We start from the raw sequence: 16,354 nt of genomic DNA on the forward strand, positions 1-16,354 counted from the left end.
CCCTTGGGCTGCACGAAAGTGCGATCGAACTTTCGCCCCTGATGACAGCTCGCAGGTAAACCAGGCTCGCACTGCCAGGCTGAATATCACTGTTACCCAAGGAGAGCGCTCATGACCGATCATCACACCTACAAGAAGGTCGAACTGGTGGGGTCTTCGCCTACCAGCATCGAAGAAGCAATCAACAATGCCCTGGCCGAAGCCGGCCAGAGCATCAAGCACATGGAGTGGTTCGAGGTGGCCGAAACCCGTGGCCACATTCGCGACAACAAGGTCGCGCACTTCCAGGTGACGTTGAAGGTGGGCTTCCGTATCGCCAATAGCTGAAACACAGCCAGGCTGGAACAGGTTGCACTGATGGGGTATTAGGAACAGGGCGCCCTGGTGGGCGCCCCTTTCTGGTTTCATCTGCACAAGGAATGCAAGTGATGAACAAACTGATACTGGCGCTGGGCCTGATGACGCTGGCCGGTGGCGCGATGGCGGCGGGCAAACCCTGCGAGGAGCTGAAAGCGGAAATTGCCGCCAAGCTCGATGCCAAGGGGGTTGTTGGCTACAAGCTGGAGATCGTCGAAAAGGGCGACCCGGCGGGCAAGGTGATCGGCAGCTGCGAAGGCGGCACCAAGGAAATCGTCTACCGCCGCGGCTGACGCGGTGGCCCCTTCGCGGGGGCACTCGCGAAGGGGTTCACTCGCTCTTCAAAGCCTGCGCCAGCAGCTCATAAGCGCGGATACGGTCTGCATGCTCGTACAGGTCACAGGTAAACATCAGCTCGTCCGCCCCGGTTTGCTCCAGCAACACCTCCACTTTGGCGCGCACTTTCTGCGGGCTGCCAATCATCGCCAACCCCAGGAAGCTGCCTACCGCATCGCGTTCATGGGGCAGCCATAAGCCGTCCATGCTGGGTACCGGGGGTTTCTGCATCAGGCTCTGCCCGCGAATCAGCGCCAGAATGCGCTGGTACACCGAAGTGGCCAGGTATTCGGCCTGTTTATCGGTTTCGGCAACCACCATGGGAATACCCAGCATCACATAGGGTTTGTCCAGCGTGGTGGACGGTTTGAAGTGGTTGCGATACACGCGGATTGCCTCGTGCATGTAACGCGGCGCGAAGTGCGAGGCGAAGGCATAGGGCATGCCGCGCATACCGGCCAGTTGCGCGCTGAACAGGCTGGAGCCCAGCAGCCACATGGGCACATCGGTGTCGTGGCCAGGCACAGCGATCACTTTTTGATCATCGGTTCGGGGGCCAAGGTAGCGTGACAGCTCTTCGACATCGTCCGGGAAATCGTCCGGGCCACCTGCGCGGTCTCGGCGCAAGGCGTATGCAGTCATCTGGTCGGAGCCTGGCGCACGGCCAAGGCCGAGGTCGATGCGCCCCGGGTACAGGTTGGCGAGGGTGCCGAACTGCTCGGCGATCACCAACGGCGCATGGTTGGGCAGCATGACCCCGCCGGAGCCTACGCGAATGCTCGAAGTGCCCCCGGCGAGGTAGCCGATAAGCACCGAGGTTGCCGAGCTGGCGATGCCGTCCATGTTGTGGTGTTCGGCCACCCAGAAGCGGTTGTAGCCGAAGCGTTCGACATGCTGCGCCAAGTCCAGGGAGTTGCGCAGCGACTGCGCCGGGCCGGCATCGGCGCGAACGGGCACAAGGTCGAGGGTGGAAATCTTCAGGTCACGTAGCTGCGTCATGGGGCCTCCGCAAGAATGATTGGCCAGAGGCCTTTATGACTCTGTATGGGCGTAATCGTTGGATTCAATGGGGGGCGCAATTGCTCTGAACTTGCCGGGCGTACCGGACCTCTGAACCCATAGGCACGTAACCGAGTGACAAGGAGGCATCATGAAGAAAACAGCATCGGCGATCTGGCAAGGTGGTTTGAAGGACGGCAAAGGCCTGCTTTCAACCGAAAGCGGCGCCCTCAAGCAGAACCCTTATGGCTTCAACACCCGTTTCGAGGACACGCCGGGTACCAACCCAGAGGAACTGATCGGTGCGGCGCATGCGGGCTGCTTCTCGATGGCGCTGTCGATGATGCTCGGCGAGGCCGGGCTCACCCCGGACCGGATCGACACGGCGGCGGAAGTCACCCTCGACAAGCAGCCTGATGGTTTTGCCATTACCGCTGTACACCTGGTGTTGCGAGCCAAGGTGCCAGGCGCCAGCGAGGCGCAGTTCATGGAGATTGCCAACAAGGCCAAAGCAGGCTGCCCGGTGTCGAAGGTGCTCAACGCCAAGATCAGCCTGGATGCGGCGTTGGTGGGCTGAAGCGGCGCAACGATGGCAGTTTGCTGTAGTCTAACCAATGTCGGCAGCAATACTGCCTTTTCAGGAGCCGTTCCATGATTCGCGTAGCAATCGCCGTGTTCGCTTCGCTGGTCGCCACGTCTGCGCTGGCGGCGGTCAAGCCGTGCGAGGAACTGAAAGCCGAGATCGAGGCCAAGATCCAGGCCCAAGGGGTGGCTTCGTACACCCTGGAGATCGTGCCTAACAGTGAGGTCCAGGACCCGAACATGGTGGTCGGGACGTGCGACGGCGGGACCAAGAAGATCATTTACCAGAAGAATGATCGCTAGCGCTCGAGCATGAGTGGCCGCTTCGCGGCCCATTTGCGACAAAAGCCCGCTTCCACAGGCCCCTGTGGGAGCGACCTTGCGTCGCGATGGGCTGCGCAGCAGCCCCTGACTCGCAGCCCCCCCTACCGGCAGCAGCCCCTACCCGCACACTCCCGCCTACGGAATACAGAACACATCGCTAGGCTCATTCACCAGCACCGTGCGGCTGGCGTCATACAGCAATACCTGCGGCTCCATTACCGGCGCCCGCGCCTCCAGGCGATAACGTTCCCCAGCCTTGAAGTCATCGAAGCGCACAGTCAGGTAACAGGTACGGTCCCTGGGGTCGGTCAGCATCCCGCCAGAGTAGATCTCGTAATCGAAGCGCACGACCAGTTCATGCTTGCCGGGGGTTACCTGAAAGTATCGGCCGTCTTCCAGGCGCTTCCCGTCAAGGCGGTCGGCCATGATTACCCGGCCGGGGGTCATGGTGTACAAGTCGACCCAGGCTTGCTTGGGGTCGACCGGCGGCAAGGGGCTGGCGCAAGCCCCCAGTGCACTGAGGGCGATCAGCATCATGGGCTGGCGCATGGCAAAGCTCCCACTTGCGATTGGCACGTTAACAGCATAGCGCCGTTTGCGTGGTTAGGTGTGCTGGCAGCCCGCTGGCAGGCCCTGGCCCAGCAGTTTTTGTTGCTGGTCATACAACTTCACCCACGGGCGGAAGCCGATGCTCCCGGCCTGCAGCTGATAGCGTTGCCCGGCGTTGAAGTCTTTGAACGCCAGCTTTACCTGGCAATCTCGCCACAGGGGTTGGTCGACCGGGCCGATGTTGCTGGGGTTGACCGGAAACTGGTAGCGCACGGTCAACTCGTGGCTGCCAGGCTGCACTTCGAAGTACCGATTGTCGGCCCAATCGCGCTCATCGACCTGCACCGCGTGCAACGAGGTGTTGTCGTAGGGCGTGAGGTCGATCCAGGCCTGGTTCGGGTCTGGGTCTGGCAGCGTTGAACAGGCAGATAACAGCAACAGTGAACCGGCGACCCACAATGCACGCATGGCGAAACTCCCCCGTGGCGAGATAGTCTTGGAGCGAATCGGCCTTGAGCGAGTCAGACAGTCCCGATGCTTCGACTTTTTCTTTTGCAGCGCTCAGGCCCTGGGCCACTCGACCGCGTTTTCACCCGTTTGGTTCCGCTGCTGGCGGTGCTTCTGCTGAGTGGTTGCAGCAGTGCGGCCTATTACGGCCAGCTTGCGCAAGGCCAGTGGCAACTGCTGCGCGCGCGGCAACCGGTGGAACAGGTGGTCGCCGACCCTGCTACCCCTCCCCTGTTACGGGCGCGCCTGCAACGGGCGGAACAGGCGCGGGCGTTTGCCAGCCAGCAGCTGAAGCTGCCGGATAACCGCAGCTACCGGGTATACGCCGACCTTGGGCGCCCCTATGTGGTTTGGAATGTTTTCGCCACGCCAGAGCTCTCACTGCAACCGGTGACCCACTGTTTTCCGATAGCGGGTTGCGTGGCGTACCGCGGCTACTACCAGCAAGGTGCAGCACGTGGCGCGGCAGCGTTGATGCGTGAGGAAGGGCTGGATGTGTACGTGGGCGGGGTGGAGGCCTATTCCACCTTGGGCTGGTTCGACGACCCTATTCTGTCGTCGATGGTGGGCTGGGGTGACGAACGCCTGGCGACCTTGATCTTTCACGAGCTGGCGCACCAGCGCTTTTATGTGCAGGACGACACCGAGTTCAACGAGTCCTTTGCCTCGTTCGTCGAACAGGAAGGCACCCGGCAATGGCGCGCGGCGCGTGGCCTGGCTGCGGTGGGTGGCGATCAGGGGCAGCAGCGGGAGCAGTTTATCCAACTGGTGCTGGCCAGCCGCGAGCGGTTGCAGGCGATTTACGCCGGGCCGCTGGATGATGCGCACAAGCGCCAGGCCAAGCGGGCGGAGTTCGCGCGGCTCAGGCGTGACTACCAGCAGGTGCGGGACAGCCAGTGGGGCGGCGACAAGCGCTTTGACGCCTGGGTGTACGGGCCCATGAACAATGCCAAGCTGTTGCCGTTCGGGCTGTATGACCAGTGGGTGCCGGCGTTTGCGGCGGTGTTTCGCGAGGTTGGCGGGGATTGGGGGCGGTTCTATGAACGGGTTGAGCAGTTGGGGAGGTTGCCCATCGCTGAAAGGAGGGCGGCGTTGCAGAAGTTGATGGCTGGCCGGTGAGACTTTGGGGCGGCGTTGCGGCCCATCGTCGGCAAGCCAACTCCCACGGGGGGCGCATCAGGGCTGATAGGTGTTTGCCACAAGGTATGCAGCGCCTGTTAGAGCGAGCGCCGCCCGCGCGGCGCAATCGCGAGCTGCGCTCGCTCCTACGTTTGTTTCGGGCCAATTATTCCTGTGGGATTTGCGCGCGAACGCCTTGGTGCATGCCTCAATATCGCCGTACAAACAAGGCGGCCGCGCGCGCCTGTCACAGGCGTTACTGGCCCGAAACAAACGTAGGAGCGAGCGCAGCTCGCGATGCGCCGCGCGGGCGGCGCTCGATCTCACAGGCTCTGAAGATGCAGCGGCTACCCTTGCAGGAACCATAGAATCTCCCACAGTGACCGCATGGGCTGCAAAGCAGCCCCGAGGGCCCTCAGGCCTTGATAAATGCCTGATGCATCTCGGCCAGCGTGGCGAAGTGGAAAGCCGGTGCTTCGGCCATCAACTCCTCCCGGCTACCAAACCCATAGCCCACCGCCACGGCCTGCAAGCCATTGCTGCGCGCGCCGATCAGGTCATGCTTGCGGTCACCGATCATCAGCGTCTGCGCCGGGTCCAGCCCTTCTTCGTCCAGCAAATGGCGAATCAGCTCAACCTTGTTGGTGCGCGTGCCGTCCAGTTCGCTGCCGTAGATCACCTTGAAGTGGTGGTCGAAGGCGAAGTGCCGAGCAATTTCGCGGGCAAATTCCCACGGTTTAGAGGTGGCGATATACAGCGTGCGGCCCTGGCTGTTCAGGGCTTGGAGCAGCTCCGGCACGCCGGCGAACACCTGGTTTTCGTACAGCCCGGTCACGCGGAAGCGCTCGCGGTAGAAGTTCACCGCCTCCCACGCCTTGGCTTCGTCGAAACCATAGAACTGCATGAACGCCTGCAACAAAGGGGGGCCGATGAAGTGCTCGAGGCGGGCCAGGTCTGGCTCATCGATGCCCAGCTTTGCCAAGGCATACTGGATAGAGCGGGTGATGCCCAGGCGTGGGTCGGTCAGGGTGCCGTCGAGGTCGAACAGGATGTTTTGCTGGTGCATGTACAAGGTTCCACGCGAATGCGCTCATTCAGGTTGATCGAAGCCTTCGGCCAGGTGCTGGTCCTTGAGCTTCACATAGTTGCTGGCGCTGTAGGCGAAAAACGCCCGCTCCTGGTCATTGAGCAGCCGCGCCTGTTTCACCGGGCTGCCCATGTACAGGTAGCCGCTGATCAGGCGTTTGCCTGGCGGCACCAGGCTGCCGGCGCCAATGATCACTTCATCCTCCACGATCGCACCGTCCATGACCGTGCTGCCCATGCCGACCAGAATGCGGTTACCCAACGTGCAGCCATGCAGCATCACCTTGTGACCGATGGTCACTTCGTCGCCGATGATCAGCGCGAAGCCGTCCGGGTTGAACGGGCCGGCGTGGGTGATATGCAGCACGCTGCCGTCCTGCACGCTGGTGCGCGCACCAATCCGGATGCGGTGCATGTCGCCGCGCACCACGGTCAGTGGCCAGACCGAGCTGTCTTCGCCGATTTCAACGTCGCCCAGCACCACCGCCGAACGGTCGACGAATGCCCTGGGCCCCACTTTCGGAGTGTGTTGCTGGAAGCTGCGAATGGCCATGATAGCGTCTCTCATCTGTGTCGATAGGCAGGCTGCCTGCTGCGGTCGGCGTCGATTGTAATTAAGATGGGGCAGTGTTTCTTCTGCCAAGGTATCCGAACCGTGAGTGCGAACAACCCGCTTCTGCAGTCCTACGATCTGCCGCCCTTCTCGCAAATCCGTGCCGAACACGTGTTGCCGGCGATCGAAGCGATCCTGGCCGACAACCGTAAAGCCATTGCCGAGATCCTCGAAAAGCAGGGCAGCAACCCTACCTGGGCCGGCCTGGTGCTGGCCATGGACGAACTGAACGACCGCCTGGGTGCGGCCTGGAGCCCGGTCAGCCACCTCAACGCGGTGTGCAACAGCGCTGAATTGCGCGAGGCTTACGAGTCGTGCCTGCCAGCGCTTAGCGCCTACTCTACCGAACTGGGCCAGAACCGTGCGTTGTTCGAAGCCTACCAGGCGCTGATCAGCGGCCCGGAGGCCGCCGGTCTCGATGTGGCGCAAAAAACCATACTCGAACATGCCCTGCGTGACTTCCGTCTGTCGGGTATCGACCTGCCAGCGGACAAGCAGCAGCGCTATGCCGATGTGCAAAGCAAGCTCAGTGAGCTGGGCAGCCGCTTCTCCAACCAGCTGCTGGATGCCACCCAGGCCTGGACCAAGCATGTGACCGACGAGGCCGCACTGGCCGGCCTGACCGATTCGGCCAAGGCGCAAATGGCCGCTGCAGCGCAGGCAAAGGGCCTCGACGGCTGGCTGATCACCCTGGAATTCCCCAGCTACTACGCCGTGATGACCTACGCCAGCGACCGCGCCCTGCGCGAAGAGGTGTACGCGGCCTACTGCACCCGCGCTTCGGACCAGGGCCCGAACGCTGGCCAGCACGACAACGGGCCGGTGATGGAGCAAATCCTCGACCTGCGTCAGGAACTGGCCGAGCTGCTGGGCTACAAGAACTACGCCGAGCTGAGCCTGGCGACCAAGATGGCCGAGTCCAGCGACCAGGTACTGAGCTTCCTGCGCGACCTGGCCCAACGCTCCAAGCCGTTCGCCGCCCAGGACCTGCAGCAGCTCAAGGCCTATGCCGCCGAGCAAGGCTGCCCAGAGCTGGCCAGTTGGGACGCCGGGTACTATGGCGAGAAGCTGCGCGAACAGCGCTACAGCGTGTCGCAGGAGGCCCTGCGCGCCTACTTCCCGATCGACAAGGTACTTAGCGGCCTGTTCAGCATCGTGCAGCGCCTGTATGGCATCGAAATCGCCGAGTTGAAGGGCTTCGACAGCTGGCACCCGGATGTCCGCCTGTTCGAAATCAAGGAAAACGGCCAGCATGTCGGGCGCTTCTTCTTCGACCTGTATGCCCGCGCCAACAAGCGCGGGGGTGCCTGGATGGACGGCGCCCGTGACCGGCGCCGCACCGCCAGCGGCCAGTTGCAAAGCCCGGTGGCCAACCTGGTGTGCAACTTCACCCCGGCTGCGCCTGGCAAGCCGGCGCTGCTGACCCATGATGAGGTCACCACGCTGTTCCACGAATTTGGCCACGGCCTGCACCACATGCTGACGCGCATCGAGCATGCCGGGGTTTCCGGCATCAATGGCGTGGCCTGGGATGCGGTCGAGCTGCCTAGCCAGTTCATGGAAAACTGGTGCTGGGAGCCGGAAGGCCTGGCGCTGATCTCGGGGCATTATGAAACCGGTGCGGCCCTGCCACAGGACCTGCTGGACAAGATGCTGGCGGCGAAGAACTTCCAGTCGGGCATGATGATGGTGCGCCAACTGGAGTTCTCGCTGTTCGACTTCGAACTGCATGCCAGCCATGGTGACGGGCGTAGCGTGCTGCAGGTGCTCGAAGGCGTACGCGATGAAGTCTCGGTCATGCGCCCGCCGGCGTACAACCGTTTCCCCAACAGCTTTGCGCACATCTTTGCCGGCGGTTACGCAGCGGGTTACTACAGCTACAAGTGGGCTGAAGTGCTGTCGGCCGACGCTTTCTCGCGCTTCGAGGAAGAAGGCGTGCTGAATGCCGAAACCGGCCGCGCCTTCCGCGAAGCGATCCTGGCCCGTGGCGGCTCGCGCGAGCCCATGGAACTGTTCGTCGACTTCCGTGGCCGTGAGCCTTCCATTGATGCATTGCTGCGCCACAGTGGCTTGGCCGAGGCCGCTGCGGCATGAGTGAGGTAGCCGTGAACAAGACCAAGAAGCGCTTTATTGCCGGGGCTGTATGCCCGGCATGCAGCCAGCCCGACAAACTGATGATGTGGAGCGAAGACGACGTACCGCACCGTGAGTGCGTGGCCTGCGGCTTTACCGATACCCTCAACGAACAGGGCTTGTCGGTACCCAAGGAGCTGGGGACACGGGTCAACCACCTCGAACCGAAACCCCCTGCGGCCAAGGTACAGACGGTGCAGTTCTTCCCTAATCCGAAGTTGAAGAAACCCGCAGAGTAAGGGTACAGGGCGTTACATAGAGCTTCTGCGGCGTAACAGGGGGCTGGCTACAGTGTCGGCCCCTGACTTGCCCCTGAGGTGCTTCGTGAACCACGGCCTTGCTCGAATTGCCCATGGCTTGCTCGACTACCCGTCGCTACGGCCCGAGCAGCTCCAACCCGTCTTCTTGTCCATTCGCGACGCCAATGTCGCGGCGCTCGAACAGATCATCGAACACAGCGGCCCGGCGCCAGGTTGGGATAGCTTGGTGCTGGCAGTCGAGCAGCTTGACCAGCGGCTGGAAGACCTGCTGCACATGCTCGTGCCGTTGGTGTACGAAAGCCAGGCATGGGCTGTGGAGGTCGATGCTTGTAATCAATTGCTGCTCGACTGGGCGCGATACAAGCACGAGCACTCAAGGTTGTATGAAGCCTACCAGCGCCTCGATCCCGCGCAGCTGGATGACGAGCGCCAGGCTGTGCTCAAACTGATCCTCAGGGCGTTCCGCCACGCCGGCCATGGTTTGGGCGCTGGCGCGCGCAAGCAACTGCACACCACCGAGCAGGCGATCGTCGGGTTGGCACCCCGATGTGCAGGTACTGGAGGTAATGGACGGGCATGCCCGCCTAGGGCATTTCTACCTGGATGCCTACCAACGCCCAGGCAAGCTGCCCTGGCCGTACAGTTATCCCATGCGCCAGCGCCATGTGGAGGTCGACGGTGTGGTGACGTTGCCGGCCGTTCTGCTTTCCTGCTGTTTCGAGCTGCAGCCTGGGCAAGTCACGCCCAACTTCGACCACGCAGACCTTTGCAAGCTGTTCCACGAGGCGGGCCATGCCCTGCATCAGTTGCTGGTCACCAACCAGCACCGGCGCCTCAATCGCACCGCCACTTCCGCGCTGGGCGCCGATGCCTGCGAATTCGTCGGCACCTTGCTCGAACAGTGGTGCTGGTCTGCCCCGGCACTGTTGGCGTTGCCGCAGCCGGAAACGGGTGCGCCGCCAGTGTCATTGCCCCAGATGCAGCAGTGGCTCGCTGGCAAGCGTCGTTTCCAGGCGGTGGCGGAAGCCGAGCAACTGCGGCTGTGCTGGTTCGATCTCGTCGCGCATTGCGACGATCGCGCCCGCCACGACCTTCGGCAACTGGCGATTGCCGCAACCCAGCAGGTCGGCTTGCCGCAAGCCTTCGCCCAGGACAGGTTTGCCGAAGGGTTCGATTACATGGTCACGGGTTATGAAGCGGGTTATTACTGCTACAAGTGGGCGCAGGTCCATGCCATTGACGCGTTCAGCGCATTCGAGGCGGCCGACGCCGATCATCGGGCGCTGGGCCGCCGCCTGCGCGACGAAATCCTGGCCAAGGGCGGAATGCGCCGGATGACGGCGTCGTTCAACGCATTCGCCGGCAGGCCCATGTCGCTGGAGCCGTATGCAAGGCGCCACTTGTCTCCCTGACAACAAGGGTGAAGGCGCTGCTGGTAATATACTGTATGCATAACCAGTTAGGGGCTAACAGCATGGATCCTGTTCGCGGTCGTGGTACCCGCCATAACCCACACAATCGTTTTGCACCACGCCAGTCGGTGCTCGAAGACGATGGCTGGTATCAGGAGGTGCCCGTTACCCAAGGCACCGAGGTCAGGGCTGAAACCGCGAAGACCATCATCGCGCGCAATACTTCCCCTGACCTGCCCTTCGACCGCTCGATCAACCCCTACCGCGGTTGCGAGCATGGCTGTATCTACTGCTATGCCCGCCCGTCCCATGCCTACTGGGATCTGTCCCCAGGCCTGGACTTCGAAACCAAGCTGATCGCCAAGACCAACGCCGCCGAGGTACTGGTGCAGCAGTTGAGCAAACCTGGGTATAAGTGTGCACCGATCAACCTGGGCTCCAACACTGACCCGTACCAGCCCATCGAGCGCGAGCAACTGCTGACTCGGCGCCTGCTTGAGGTACTGCTGCGTTTTCGCCACCCGGTGACCATCGTCACCAAAGGGGCCCTGGTGCTGCGCGACCTCGACCTGCTCGCCGACATGGCCCGCCAGCGCCTGGTGCGGGTGATGATCAGCCTGACTACGCTGGACGATGACCTCAAGCGGGTGCTCGAGCCCCGGGCGGCAGCACCAGGGGCGAGGTTGCGGGCCATTCGTGTGCTGCGCGAAGCAGGCGTGCCGGTGGGCGTGTTGTGCTCGCCGATGATACCGATGATCAACGACAGCGAACTGGAGCGCCTGTTGGAAGCGGCCAAGGCGGCCGGGGCGCAGAGCGCGGCGTACATGCTGCTGCGCCTGCCGCTGGAGGTGGCGCCGCTGTTCGAGCAGTGGTTGCACGACCATTACCCACAGCGCGCTGCGCATGTGCTGAGCCTGATCCGCCAGAGCCGCGATGGCGAGCTGTACGACAGCCGCTTTGGCACACGCATGCGGGGTGAGGGGGTATTTGCCGAGTTGCTGGCGCAGCGCTTCGCCAAGGCGATGAAACGCCTGGCGTTCGAAGGGCGCGAGTCGCAGGTGCTGGATTGCTCGGCCTTTTGCCCGCCGGGCGAGCAGATGGCACTGTTCTGATAGCCAGGGTAAACACGCCCTACAGAAAGCCTCACTAATGGCAGCCAATAATTACGCTAATACATATTGGCAGTTGATGTTTTTTTGCTATTATTCAGATCCCGCCTTTTATATCTGGAACGCCCGTTCTAGAGCCCTCGAATTAAGTTTCAGTTAAGTTTTCCCGGTTAGCGTAGGCAACCAATCCACACCGACTGTGATCTATGGGCTGTGCGTGTCATCTAAAACCCTGCATAGCCAGAATCTTTAACCGGTAAAATGGATTTACCTACACACCGTCAAGAGGATGAATCATGCCCGTCAAGGACCCATCCAAGGTCGTACCGCAGGTCCCCGCTGAAAGCGCCGATGCTGCCCTGAAGCACATCGTCGACGGTTTCCTGCGCTTTCACCATGACGTCTTCCCTGAACAGCAAGAGCTGTTCAAGAAGCTCGCCACTGCGCAAACACCGCGCGCCATGTTCATTACCTGCGCCGACTCGCGCATCGTGCCCGAACTGATCACGCAAAGTTCGCCAGGCGACCTGTTCGTGACCCGAAACGTAGGTAACGTAGTACCGCCTTATGGCCAGATGAACGGTGGCGTTTCCAGTGCTATCGAGTACGCGGTGATGGCACTTAAAGTGCACCACATCATCATCTGCGGCCACTCCGATTGTGGCGCGATGCGTGCGGTACTCAACCCGCAATCGCTGACCAAGATGCCAACCGTTGGCGCCTGGCTGCGCCACGCCGAAGTGGCCCGCACCGTGGTCGAGAACAACTGCTCGTGCGGCAGCGAACATGAAAGCATGCAAGTGCTGACCAAAGAGAACGTCATCGCCCAGCTGCACCACTTGCGCACCCACCCTTCGGTGGCTTCGGGGCTTGCAGCGGGTCAGCTGTACATCCATGGCTGGATCTACGACATCGAGACCAGCAGGATCGAAGCCTACGACGCTGCCAGCGACAGCTTCATGCCCCTGGCCGCAGGCCAACCGGTGCCATGCGCCACTCCGAGAGGCCGCTACTAAGCGACCCGTCCACCGTTAGAACCTTGATAGCCGGCTGCACCCTGTAGGGGTGTGGCGCGGCCTTCGGCTGCCCTGAATACCCTGACTGCCCTGCCGGCGAGCCCGCTGGCGGCCCGCGCCTGCGCGCTTGTCGGGGACCCAACGTGCCCATGGCCAGCGGAATGGCCGTGCGACTAGAGAAAGGAGAAACATGGTGAACATTACACAGCTGAAAGCGGCCCTGCCGCGTGAGTTGCTGGCTTCGGTGGTGGTCTTTCTGGTGGCCCTGCCCTTGTGCATGGGCATTGCCATCGCCTCGGGGATGCCGCCGGCCAAGGGCCTGATTACCGGCATTATCGGCGGGGTCGTGGTCGGCTTCCTGGCCGGTTCGCCGTTGCAAGTCAGTGGTCCGGCGGCGGGCCTCGCGGTGCTGGTCTTCGAGTTGGTACGCCAGCACGGCATGGCCATGCTCGGGCCGATCCTGTTATTGGCCGGTTTGCTGCAATTGCTGGCCGGGCGCCTGCGCCTGGGCTGCTGGTTCCGCGTCACCGCGCCGGCGGTGGTCTACGGCATGCTGGCAGGCATTGGCGTGTTGATCGTGCTGTCGCAGGTGCATGTGATGTTCGACACCGCACCGCAGCCATCGGGTATGCAGAACCTTGTGCAATTCCCGGCGACCCTCGCTGCGGCCATGCCCCACGAAAGCGCCGGCGCTGGCTGGATAGCCGGTGCGCTGGGCCTGGGCACCATCGCCATCATGTGGGGCTGGGAACGTTTGCGGCCGCAGCGCCTGCGCTTTGTGCCAGGCGCCCTGCTGGGTGTGGCGAGCATGACCATCATCAGCATGTGGTTGGCCTTGCCCGTGAACCGCGTGGAAGTACCGGCTGACTTGTCCGAAGCCATCGACTGGCTCCGCCCCGGTGACTTGATGCAACTGGCCGACCCTGCCCTGCTCGTCGCCGCCTTTGCCCTGGCATTCATTGCCAGTGCCGAAACCTTGCTGTCAGCGGCTGCGGTCGACCGCATGCACAGTGGCCAGCGTTCGGACTTCGACCGTGAGCTGTCCGCACAGGGCATTGGCAACATGCTCTGCGGGGTGCTGGGTGCACTGCCGATGACCGGGGTGATCGTACGTAGCTCGGCCAACGTGCAGGCAGGTGCGCAAACACGCGCTTCGGCCATTTTCCATGGCTTGTGGCTGCTGGCTTTCGTGGTGGCGTTGAGCAGTGTGCTGCAGCAGATACCGGTAGCCAGCCTGGCAGGTGTGCTGGTGTTCACGGGGATCAAGCTGGTCGACTTCAAGGCGTTCCGTGGGTTGGGCCGTTATGGCCGCATGCCGATGTTCACCTATGCGGCGACGGCGCTGGCGATCATCTTTACCGACCTGCTGACCGGCGTGTTGCTCGGCTTTGCCCTGACCTTGCTGAAGCTGGCATTCAGGGCGGCACGGTTGAAGATCAACCTGGTCGATCTGGCAAAGCCTGGGCACATGGAATTGCGGCTCAGTGGCGCCGCGACCTTCCTCAAGGTACCGGCATTGACCCAGGTGCTCGATGGCGTGCCGGCGGGCACCACGTTGCATGTGCCACTGGGTAACCTGAGCTATATCGACCACTCGTGCCTTGAATTGCTGGAGGACTGGGGGCGCAGCAATGCTGCCAATGGCTCGCGGTTGCTGATCGAACAGCGGCGGTTGAAGCGGCGAATCGAGGGGCGGTTACGGACTACGGCGGGTGTGGGGGCCTGAGGTAGAAGTTCTGTAGTGCTTGAACTGGCCTTTTCGCGGGTGAACCCGCGAAGAGGCCGGCACAGGAGTATCAGGTCGGCTGGCCCAGCTCGACACCCAGCTGACGCGACAGGCATGGCCAGCGCTTCCACGCCTCACCGGTTGCCGGGCTAGTCAGTGTCTCGCGGTAGGCTTCCACCGACTCAGCCGCAAAGCTTGCGTCATTGAGCATCTCATCCACCGAGTGGTGCACCACTTCATCCAGCTGGTTGGCGAATTCTTCGCCGATCAACTGGTGGGCAATCAGGTTGGCGACGGTGGTGTCGACCGGGATCAGCGGCTGCTGGAAGTGACGGATGTACAAGTCATTCACCTCCTCCACCAGGCGGTGCGCCAGGTACGCCTCATCTAGCAGGCAGTCCAGCCCCACATGCCCGTTCATGACCTCGGGTGGTTGCAGGAAGTAAGCCTCGGCAATTTTCAATACAGGCTTGATCTGCGACTCGATGCCGGCCTCAAAGGCGACTTCATGGGCCGCCTCCAGCAGTTCCGGAACCTGTTCGATGTAGGCGCTGACGAAGCGCGCCAAAGTACCCTGTGCGTCCTGCTCAGGCAGTTGGATCGAGGGGTGCAGGTGGGGCAGTTGCAGCTCGAGACGCTGTTTCAATTGGCCAGTCTGGCCTTCATGTTGATGGGCTTGGCTTACCTGCTCGCGTACAGCAGCGATGTTCATGACAACTCCAGGGACATTACGTTTCAAACGGAAGACACTAAATTAGCTCGGTATACGGCATACCTAAGACGAATTTGTTATAGATGAGTTCAACTTCTGCGTTACCTGGAATATAGCATGGCCACTATTTGGCCATACCTCCTCAAGCCTGCGGTTTTCAGGGGATATAGCTGTTTCGTGAAGTTCATTTCATTGCCTTCGTTGCGCGGCATTGGTCGCTGTCTATACTCCCGGTGAACGTGATTCGTTGATGAGGCCCGACTGCTTTTAGCAGGGGCTCGGTCGTTGAAGCCAGGCAGTCTTGACCGCCGTTCCCTCTTGCCGCAGGCCACGCCTCCGGGAAAACAAGAACGAGAAGGGGAACCCGCAATGATGCGACATCCACCTGTCTGGATGGGCCTGCTGTTGTGGTCGGTTCTGGGTCAGGCCAACGCTGCCTGGACCGTGAACATGCACCCGGGGGCGACGGAAGTCTCCAACGCCGTCTTCGATCTGCACATGACCATCTTCTGGATCTGCGTGGTCATCGGCATCGTGGTGTTCGGCGCGATGTTCTGGTCCATGGTCATCCACCGCCGCTCCACCGGCCAGCAGGCCGCGCATTTCCACGAGCATACCTGGGTGGAAATCCTTTGGACCGTGGTCCCGTTCCTGATCCTTGTGGCCATGGCCATACCGGCCACCAAGACCCTGATCGACATCTATGACGCCAGCGAGTCGGATATCGACATCCAGGTCACCGGCTACCAGTGGAAGTGGCATTACAAGTACCTGGGCCAGGACGTGGAGTTCTTCAGCAACCTGGCCACCCCCGCCGAGCAGATTCACAACCAGGCGCCCAAAGACGAGCACTACCTGCTGGAGGTCGACCAACCGCTGGTGTTGCCGGTAGGTGCCAAGGTGCGCTTCCTGGTGACGGCGGCCGATGTGATTCACTCGTGGTGGGTGCCCGCCTTCGCGGTCAAGCGCGACGCCATTCCCGGCTTCGTCAACGAAGCCTGGACGCGCATCGAGAAGCCAGGCATCTACCGCGGCCAGTGTACCGAGTTGTGCGGCAAGGACCACGGTTTCATGCCCGTTGTAGTCGAGGTCAAGTCCCAGGCCGACTACGACACCTGGCTTGGCGAGCGCAAGGCAGAGGCGGCCAAGCTCAAGGAGCTGACCAGCAAGGAATGGACCCTGGACGAGTTGGTGGCGCGCGGCGACAAGGTCTACCACACCACCTGCGTGGCCTGTCACCAGGCCGAAGGCCAGGGCCTGCCACCGATGTTCCCGGCGCTGAAAGGCTCGAAGATCGCTACCGGGCCGAAGGAAGGTCACTTGAGCATCGTTTTCCACGGCAAACCCGGTACCGCCATGGCCGCCTTCGGCAAGCAACTGTCGGAGGTCGATATCGCTGCCGTGGTGACCTACGAACGCAATGCCTGGGGCAACAACAAGGGCGACATGGTCACGCCGAAGGACGTGCTGGCGCTGAAGCAGGCAGAAGCCAAGTGAACCGGGTTACTCGCGGC

General features: G+C 62.0%; 19 protein-coding genes. 12 read left to right on the top strand and 7 right to left on the bottom strand.

Annotated features, from left to right (window positions below):
• The first annotated feature begins 111 nt into the window (after window positions 1-111).
• Together L1P09_RS00205 and L1P09_RS00210 are read left to right on the top strand one after the other, a co-directional pair.
• Window positions 112-327, top strand: coding sequence for a dodecin (locus tag L1P09_RS00205; RefSeq protein WP_029887971.1), 216 nt, complete (start codon window positions 112-114; stop codon window positions 325-327).
• Between the two features lie 101 nt (window positions 328-428).
• Window positions 429-650 carry a DUF1161 domain-containing protein gene (locus L1P09_RS00210; RefSeq protein WP_054906241.1) on the top strand — a complete coding sequence of 74 codons (222 nt, stop codon included), beginning with the start codon at window positions 429-431 and terminating at the stop codon, window positions 648-650.
• A gap of 37 nt (window positions 651-687) precedes the next feature.
• Here L1P09_RS00210 and L1P09_RS00215 read toward each other — a convergent pair whose 3' ends face one another.
• Entirely contained in the window at window positions 688-1,692 is a 1,005-nt protein-coding gene (locus L1P09_RS00215) for an LLM class flavin-dependent oxidoreductase (protein WP_235768303.1), read from the bottom strand.
• Between the two features lie 151 nt (window positions 1,693-1,843).
• On the opposite strand from L1P09_RS00215, the gene L1P09_RS00220 reads away from it, so the two are divergent.
• Window positions 1,844-2,269 (top strand): OsmC family protein, encoded by a 426-nt coding sequence (locus tag L1P09_RS00220; RefSeq protein ID WP_009682183.1) that lies wholly within the window; start codon window positions 1,844-1,846, stop codon window positions 2,267-2,269.
• A gap of 74 nt (window positions 2,270-2,343) precedes the next feature.
• Window positions 2,344-2,577: a DUF1161 domain-containing protein gene (locus tag L1P09_RS00225; RefSeq protein WP_009682184.1), complete on the top strand. Its 234-nt coding sequence runs from the start codon at window positions 2,344-2,346 to the stop codon at window positions 2,575-2,577.
• 156 nt (window positions 2,578-2,733) lie between these two features.
• On the opposite strand, the gene L1P09_RS00230 is transcribed toward L1P09_RS00225, so the two are convergent.
• Together L1P09_RS00230 and L1P09_RS00235 are read right to left on the bottom strand one after the other, a co-directional pair.
• On the bottom strand, window positions 2,734-3,147 hold the full coding sequence (locus L1P09_RS00230) for a PA0061/PA0062 family lipoprotein (RefSeq protein ID WP_054906239.1): 414 nt from the start codon (window positions 3,145-3,147) through the stop codon (window positions 2,734-2,736).
• A 54-nt stretch (window positions 3,148-3,201) separates the two neighbouring features.
• On the bottom strand, window positions 3,202-3,615 hold the full coding sequence (locus tag L1P09_RS00235; protein ID WP_029887968.1) for a PA0061/PA0062 family lipoprotein: 414 nt from the start codon (window positions 3,613-3,615) through the stop codon (window positions 3,202-3,204).
• An 84-nt stretch (window positions 3,616-3,699) separates the two neighbouring features.
• Between L1P09_RS00235 and L1P09_RS00240 the strand changes: the two genes are divergently transcribed.
• Complete coding sequence (locus L1P09_RS00240) at window positions 3,700-4,773, top strand: aminopeptidase (RefSeq protein ID WP_054906244.1); 1,074 nt, start codon at window positions 3,700-3,702, stop codon at window positions 4,771-4,773.
• A gap of 415 nt (window positions 4,774-5,188) precedes the next feature.
• Here L1P09_RS00240 and L1P09_RS00245 read toward each other — a convergent pair whose 3' ends face one another.
• Together L1P09_RS00245 and L1P09_RS00250 are read right to left on the bottom strand one after the other, a co-directional pair.
• Window positions 5,189-5,839: an HAD family hydrolase gene (locus tag L1P09_RS00245; RefSeq protein WP_054904486.1), complete on the bottom strand. Its 651-nt coding sequence runs from the start codon at window positions 5,837-5,839 to the stop codon at window positions 5,189-5,191.
• 24 nt (window positions 5,840-5,863) lie between these two features.
• Window positions 5,864-6,412, bottom strand: a complete 549-nt coding sequence (locus tag L1P09_RS00250; RefSeq protein ID WP_054904487.1) for a gamma carbonic anhydrase family protein — start codon at window positions 6,410-6,412, stop codon at window positions 5,864-5,866.
• Window positions 6,413-6,478: 66 nt separating this feature from the next.
• Between L1P09_RS00250 and prlC the strand changes: the two genes are divergently transcribed.
• Window positions 6,479-8,566: an oligopeptidase A gene (gene prlC / locus L1P09_RS00255; RefSeq protein WP_082414590.1), complete on the top strand. Its 2,088-nt coding sequence runs from the start codon at window positions 6,479-6,481 to the stop codon at window positions 8,564-8,566.
• Window positions 8,563-8,844 (top strand): YheV family putative zinc ribbon protein, encoded by a 282-nt coding sequence (locus L1P09_RS00260; RefSeq protein WP_054904489.1) that lies wholly within the window; start codon window positions 8,563-8,565, stop codon window positions 8,842-8,844. Before prlC ends, L1P09_RS00260 begins: the two co-directional genes overlap by 4 nt.
• A 136-nt stretch (window positions 8,845-8,980) precedes the next feature.
• On the opposite strand, the gene L1P09_RS00265 is transcribed toward L1P09_RS00260, so the two are convergent.
• Window positions 8,981-9,232 carry a hypothetical protein gene (locus L1P09_RS00265; protein ID WP_232892615.1) on the bottom strand — a complete coding sequence of 84 codons (252 nt, stop codon included), beginning with the start codon at window positions 9,230-9,232 and terminating at the stop codon, window positions 8,981-8,983.
• Window positions 9,233-9,431: 199 nt separating this feature from the next.
• On the opposite strand from L1P09_RS00265, the gene L1P09_RS00270 reads away from it, so the two are divergent.
• The 4 genes from L1P09_RS00270 (at window position 9,432) to L1P09_RS00285 (ending at window position 14,128) form a co-directional block, all read left to right on the top strand.
• Complete coding sequence (locus L1P09_RS00270; RefSeq protein WP_235768304.1) at window positions 9,432-10,277, top strand: M3 family metallopeptidase; 846 nt, start codon at window positions 9,432-9,434, stop codon at window positions 10,275-10,277.
• Between the two features lie 62 nt (window positions 10,278-10,339).
• Window positions 10,340-11,389 carry a PA0069 family radical SAM protein gene (locus L1P09_RS00275; protein WP_192441355.1) on the top strand — a complete coding sequence of 350 codons (1,050 nt, stop codon included), beginning with the start codon at window positions 10,340-10,342 and terminating at the stop codon, window positions 11,387-11,389.
• Window positions 11,390-11,682: 293 nt separating this feature from the next.
• On the top strand, window positions 11,683-12,402 hold the full coding sequence (locus L1P09_RS00280) for a carbonic anhydrase (RefSeq protein ID WP_009683612.1): 720 nt from the start codon (window positions 11,683-11,685) through the stop codon (window positions 12,400-12,402).
• Between the two features lie 190 nt (window positions 12,403-12,592).
• A complete protein-coding gene (locus L1P09_RS00285) occupies window positions 12,593-14,128 on the top strand; it encodes a SulP family inorganic anion transporter (RefSeq protein WP_220466497.1) in 1,536 nt (511 codons plus the stop codon).
• Between the two features lie 70 nt (window positions 14,129-14,198).
• Here L1P09_RS00285 and L1P09_RS00290 read toward each other — a convergent pair whose 3' ends face one another.
• Window positions 14,199-14,840 (bottom strand): hypothetical protein, encoded by a 642-nt coding sequence (locus tag L1P09_RS00290; RefSeq protein ID WP_054904491.1) that lies wholly within the window; start codon window positions 14,838-14,840, stop codon window positions 14,199-14,201.
• A gap of 369 nt (window positions 14,841-15,209) precedes the next feature.
• Between L1P09_RS00290 and coxB the strand changes: the two genes are divergently transcribed.
• Window positions 15,210-16,337 (top strand): cytochrome c oxidase subunit II, encoded by a 1,128-nt coding sequence (gene coxB, locus L1P09_RS00295; RefSeq protein ID WP_054911457.1) that lies wholly within the window; start codon window positions 15,210-15,212, stop codon window positions 16,335-16,337.
• Window positions 16,338-16,354 lie beyond the last annotated feature (17 nt).

It is taken from the genome of Pseudomonas juntendi (genome assembly GCF_021560075.1).
Taxonomy (GTDB): Bacteria; Pseudomonadota; Gammaproteobacteria; order Pseudomonadales; family Pseudomonadaceae; genus Aquipseudomonas; species Aquipseudomonas juntendi.